The following is a 6,000-nucleotide window of genomic DNA, read 5'->3' on the forward strand; positions in this document are numbered from 1 at the left end:
TTGGCCTGATTTAACACCCCACGTATCCCCTTTCCCGATCGGGCTGTTTTCCCCCGTCAACGGTTGAAATTATCTTTGCCGTTAAGGCAGACGCGTCTTCTTCCGTCAAGATACCTTCATGCTGGCGGTTCGGTGGCCGCGTCGTCAGCGGCGGCCGCCGATCCTTTGGCGGCAAGCGCCGATTCGCGCGGAATAATGAGGATAAGGCGTCCGGCGGTTTTAGGGACCGCCGTGTCAGTCATTGCAGTTGGGTGGGCTGTCAGGATAGCGGGTTGGCCTGGATCAGTTTCGCCACTTTGTCCGCCTGGCCGTTCAATTGCAATTGTTCATAAGCGTTTTGCATCAGCGGCAGCGCTTCACGGGTCGCTTTGGTATCCGGATAATCGGCCAGCATCTGTTCGACCCGGTTGACTACCGCCACGTACGCGCCGCGACGGGTGTAAAAACGGGCCACCGCCAGTTCATAATTGGCCAAACGATCTTTCAGATATACCAAACGCTTGGTGGCATCTGTGGCATACTGGCTGTTCGGATAACCTCGGATCAACTGGGTGAAATCCCGGAAAGCCGCCCGCGCATGCTCTGGATCGCGGTCGGAACGGTCGATACCGAAGAAGCTCTGTATCATGCTGTCATCCAGCGCCATATCCGTCAGGCCGCGCATATAAAGGACATAATCGACGTTCGGATGGGTGGGGTTGAGCCGCAGGAACCGGTCAATGGAGGCCTGGGCCAGCGTTAAGTCCGCCGATTTGTAATACGCATAAATCAAATCCAGTTGAACCTGCTGGGCATAGGGGCCGAACGGATAGCGGTTATCCAGGGCTTCCAACTGCTTGATGGCGTTTCTGTAGTTGCCGTCCTGCAAATATTGCTGGGCGGTGGCGTAAATCTCGGAGGGGGGATTATCGGGAACCGCATCCTTGGAACTGGAGCATCCGACCAGCAACAGGCTCAATGTGGCGGCTGCCACCAGATATTTCATACGTATCATGACGTTTTGCTTATCCTCAGAGTGTTTTTCCGGGAAACTGTCCGTTAAGTTCCCGGATGAGACCAGCTACAATAGCATAGTATTCTAAACGGCATTGCCGTGAAAACCCAACGATAACGAAGAAGCAGCCTATGGCACAACAACAACGCCTCACCGGTACGGTGAACGAATCACAACTCGGGCAACGATTAGATCAGGCTTTGGCCGAAATGTTCCCGGATTATTCGCGTTCGCGCATAAAAGCCTGGATCCTGGAAGATCGCGTAAGAGTAAACGGCGCGGTGACCACGACGCCAAAAGAGAAAGTCCTGGGCGGCGAGGCCATTGAAATCGACGCGGTGCTGGAAGAGGAAACGCGCTGGGCCGCGCAGGATATCGCGTTGAACATCGTGTATGAGGACGAACACATTATCGTCATTGATAAACCGCGGGATCTGGTGGTTCACCCTGGGGCCGGCAATGCCGACGGTACGGTGCTCAACGCGTTGCTGCACTATTGTCCCTCCATCGCCGAGGTCCCCCGGGCCGGCATCGTCCATCGCCTGGATAAAGACACCACCGGCCTGATGGTGGTGGCGAAAACCGTCCCCGCCCAAACGCGGCTGGTGGAATCACTGCAGGCGCGGGAGATCACCCGCGAATACGAGGCCGTCGCCATCGGCACCATGACCGCCGGCGGCACGGTGGATAAGCCCATCTCCCGCCACCCCACCAAACGCACCCATATGTCGGTGCATCCCATGGGCAAACCGGCGGTCACCCATTATCGGATACTGGAGCACTTTCGCGCGCATACCCGATTGCGCCTGAGGCTGGAAACCGGGCGAACCCACCAGATCCGCGTGCATATGGCCTATATCAACCATCCGCTGGTGGGCGACCCTTTGTATGGCGGGCGGCCGCGACCGCCCAAAGGCGCATCCGCGCAATTCGTGGACATGCTGCGCAACTTCGATCGGCAGGCTCTGCACGCCGCAATGCTACGTTTGTATCATCCCATCACCGCCATCGAAATGGAGTGGCATGCGCCGCTTCCCGCGGACATGGTGGCTCTGATAGCCGCCATGAAGGCGGATACCGAACAATTCGCAGACTCGATGGACAGGCTATGACGTCGCTGCTTTTGCCTGAATGGCCGGCCCCGGCCAATGTCCGCGCCTGTTCCACGACCCGTCAGGGCGGCGTCAGCCAGGGGCCGTACCGGTCGCTGAATCTGGGCTGTCACGTCGGCGACAGCGCGCAGGCGGTGGCGCAAAACCGCCGGCTTCTTGGCGAGTTGGCGGCATTGCCTGGCGACCCTCACTGGCTGCGGCAAGTACACGGCACCGATGTCGTTAGCCTGTCTCAAAGGGATGACGCGCCCCGTTGCGGCGACGGCGTCTATACCCGGCAACCGGGCCGGGTTTGCGCGGTCATGACCGCCGATTGCCTGCCGGTATTGTTCTGCGACCGGGCGGGCCGCGAGGTGGCCGCGGCCCATGCCGGGTGGCGTGGATTATGCGCCGGTATCCTGGAGCAAACGCTGGCCCGGTTTCAGTCCGCTGCGGACGATATCATCGTATGGTTGGGGCCGGCCATCGGTTCGGAATCATTCGAGGTGGGGCCCGAGGTGCGGGCGGCATTTCTGGCGCAGGATCGGCGCGCCGGGGCGGCTTTCCGGGCGAGAGGCGACAAATATCTCGCCGACCTCTACCATTTGGCGCGCTTGCGGCTGAATGCCTGCGGCGTGCATCGCATTTACGGCGGCGATCGTTGCACGATGACCGAATCCGACCTATTTTTTTCTTATCGGCGCGATGGCGTCACCGGACGTATGGCAAGTTTGGTCTGGCTGATATAATCTCTTTTACCAAGACGATCCACGGTGGATAACGAAGATATTCCCATTATTTGGCGAAATATCCTTGAATTTTAAATAAACGACCTTATTTAATCTCCAGTAGCAATTTTGACCAATATGGGAGGAGTTATGCGTCTGGATCGTCTTACCAATAAATTCCAGCTTGCCCTCGCCGACGCCCAGTCCCTCGCGCTCGGGCGCGACAATCAGTTTATCGAGCCTTTGCATCTGATGCAGGCGCTGCTCAATCAAGAGGGCGGTACTGTCGGTCCCTTGTTGCAATCCGCCGGCGTTAATCCCGCGCCGCTGCGTAATGCCGTCGAGCAGGCCATTGATAGACTGCCCCGGGTAGAGGGTACCGGCGGCGATGTGCAGCCCTCGGCGGATCTGGTCCGTGTATTGAATCTGTGCGACAAACTGGCGCAAAAGCGCGCTGATACCTTTATCGCGTCCGAGTTATTTGTCGCGGCGGCGTTGGAATCCCGTGGCTCCCTGGCGGATTTGCTCAAATCCGCCGGCGCCACCCCGGATAAAATCAACCGGGCCATCGAACACATGCGCAGCGGCGACCCAGTGAATGATCAGAGCGCCGAAGATCAGCGCCAGGCGCTGAAAAAATACACCATCGATCTCACCGAACGGGCGGAACAAGGCAAACTTGACCCAGTCATCGGCCGGGACGAAGAAATCCGCCGCACCATTCAGGTTTTGCAGCGGCGCACCAAAAACAACCCCGTGCTTATCGGCGAGCCGGGCGTGGGTAAAACCGCCATCGTTGAAGGGTTGGCGCAACGTATTGTCAACGGCGAGGTGCCCGAGGGCATGAAGCACAGTCGTGTATTGGCGCTGGATATGGGTTCGCTGGTGGCGGGCGCCAAATATCGGGGTGAGTTCGAGGAACGGCTTAAGGGCGTGCTCAATGATCTGTCCAAGCAGGAAGGTCATATCATCCTGTTTATCGACGAATTGCATACCATGGTCGGCGCCGGCAAGGCTGACGGCGCGATGGACGCCGGCAACATGCTCAAACCCGCATTGGCCCGCGGCGAATTGCATTGCGTGGGCGCCACAACCCTGGACGAATACCGGCAGTATATCGAAAAAGACGCGGCCTTGGAGCGCCGTTTCCAGAAAGTGTTCGTGGCCCAGCCCAGCGTGGAGGACACTATCGCTATCCTGCGCGGTTTGAAAGAGCGTTATGAACTGCATCACCATGTGCAGATCACCGATCCGGCGATTGTCGCCGCAGCGACGCTGTCTCATCGTTACATATCCGATCGTCAACTGCCCGACAAGGCCATTGATCTCATCGACGAGGCGGCGTCAAGTATCCGTATCCAGATGGATTCCAAACCGGAGCCGCTTGACCGGTTGGACAGGCGCATTATTCAGCTCAAATTGGAACAACAGGCGTTAAAAAAAGAATCGGACGATGCCAGCCGCAAACGGTTGGATATGCTCAATGAAGAGTTATCTCAAAAAGAGCGTGAATATTCGGAACTTGAAGAGGAATGGAAAGCGGAGAAAGCGTCGCTGTCCGGCACTCAAAACCTGAAAGCCGAACTGGAACAGGCCAAGATATCCATTGAGCAGGCACGGCGCGTGGGGGATTTGGCGCGAATGTCGGAATTGCAGTACGGCAAAATCCCTGAACTGGAAAAACAACTGGCGGCGGCGACTGCGGCTGAAAGCAAATCCGTGCGCCTGCTGCGTAACAAAGTCACCGATGCGGAAATCGCCGAGGTATTGGCGCGTTGGACGGGAATACCCGTATCGCGCATGCTGGAAAGCGAACGCGATAAACTGATTCGCATGGAAGAAGAACTTCACCGGCGGGTCATCGGCCAAGATGAGGCGGTGGAGGCGGTAGCCAATGCCATCAGGCGTAGTCGGGCCGGATTATCCGATCCTAACCGCCCCATTGGTTCTTTCATGTTCCTGGGGCCGACAGGGGTTGGTAAAACGGAGTTGTGCAAAGCGCTGGCGAATTTCCTGTTCGATAGCGACGATGCGATGGTTCGCATTGATATGTCCGAGTTTATGGAAAAACACTCGGTCTCCCGCCTGGTCGGCGCCCCTCCAGGCTATGTCGGCTATGAGGAGGGCGGCTACCTGACCGAAGCCGTGCGGCGGCGCCCCTATTCCGTCATTTTGCTGGATGAAATTGAAAAAGCCCATCCGGATGTATTCAATATTCTCTTGCAGGTATTGGATGACGGAAGGTTAACCGACGGACAGGGCAGGACGGTGGATTTCCGTAATACCGTGGTCATCATGACCTCCAACCTGGGTTCGGATATCATTCAGGAACGTTTCGGCGAGATGAACTACCAGCAGATGAAAGAGACCGTAATGGGTGTGGTCAGTCATCATTTCCGTCCCGAATTCATCAACCGGGTTGACGAAGTGGTGGTATTTCATCCGCTGGCGCGCGATCACATTACCCGTATCGCTGAAATCCAGCTGCAGCGGTTGTATAAGCGTCTGGAAGAGCGCGGCTACAGTATGACTATGACCCCGGCCGCCTTGGAACTGTTGGGCCAAAGCGGGTTCGACCCGGTGTATGGCGCTCGTCCGCTCAAACGGGCCATTCAGCAGGAAATCGAAAATCCGCTATCGCAGCAGATGCTGTCCGGCAAGCTCATACCTGGCGCGCCGATCACGCTGGATGTGAAGGACGGCCATATCGTCGCTGTGCAATAGGCTTGCGCCGCGCGTGGCAGACTGTTCAACCCGCTGTTTGACAGCGGGTTTTTTTACTCGCCAGCTCATCCAGGGCGCATTCGTGACGTCTCGGACGGGACGGATAATGGGGCATAAACGCGCTGCCGTCGCGGGTCGCTATTTATTTTGTATTATTAGTGAGCGATCAAACTGTTTTTATCAAATAGCACTTGTCACCCCGCTGAAAAACCCTATAATGCGCCTCCACCAACCGGGATTACATTATGAAATGCTTCGGTTGGGGAAGGTTGAGCACAACGTCGGTCGTAGGATTGATGGTTTTATGGGTGCCTTAATAGCACAAATAAATGCTTGACTCTTCAAGGGGAAAGCGTAAAATACGCCACCTCGCGCCAGAGGAGTTACCCGGCGCACGCTCTTTAACAACTTATCAGACAATCTGTGTGGGCACTCGCAAGACCTATAGATTCACAAAATCAAG

General features: G+C 56.8%; 4 protein-coding genes. 3 read left to right on the forward strand and 1 reads right to left on the reverse strand.

Annotated features, from left to right (window positions below):
* Positions 1-259: 259 nt before the first annotated feature.
* Positions 260-994: an outer membrane protein assembly factor BamD gene (gene bamD / locus FCN80_RS02365; RefSeq protein ID WP_136988268.1), complete on the reverse strand. Its 735-nt coding sequence runs from the start codon at positions 992-994 to the stop codon at positions 260-262.
* Between the two features lie 131 nt (positions 995-1,125).
* On the opposite strand from bamD, the gene rluD reads away from it, so the two are divergent.
* The 3 genes from rluD to clpB all read left to right on the forward strand — a co-directional run bounded on the left by rluD (position 1,126) and on the right by clpB (position 5,537).
* A complete protein-coding gene (rluD, locus tag FCN80_RS02370; protein WP_136988269.1) occupies positions 1,126-2,106 on the forward strand; it encodes a 23S rRNA pseudouridine(1911/1915/1917) synthase RluD in 981 nt (326 codons plus the stop codon).
* On the forward strand, positions 2,103-2,834 hold the full coding sequence (gene yfiH, locus FCN80_RS02375; RefSeq protein WP_136988270.1) for a purine nucleoside phosphorylase YfiH: 732 nt from the start codon (positions 2,103-2,105) through the stop codon (positions 2,832-2,834). Before rluD ends, yfiH begins: the two co-directional genes overlap by 4 nt.
* Positions 2,835-2,963: 129 nt before the next feature.
* Positions 2,964-5,537: an ATP-dependent chaperone ClpB gene (clpB, locus tag FCN80_RS02380; protein ID WP_136988271.1), complete on the forward strand. Its 2,574-nt coding sequence runs from the start codon at positions 2,964-2,966 to the stop codon at positions 5,535-5,537.
* Positions 5,538-6,000: the final 463 nt, after the last annotated feature.

Source organism: Martelella alba (genome assembly GCF_005217455.1).
Taxonomy (GTDB): domain Bacteria; phylum Pseudomonadota; class Gammaproteobacteria; order Enterobacterales; family Enterobacteriaceae; genus Acerihabitans.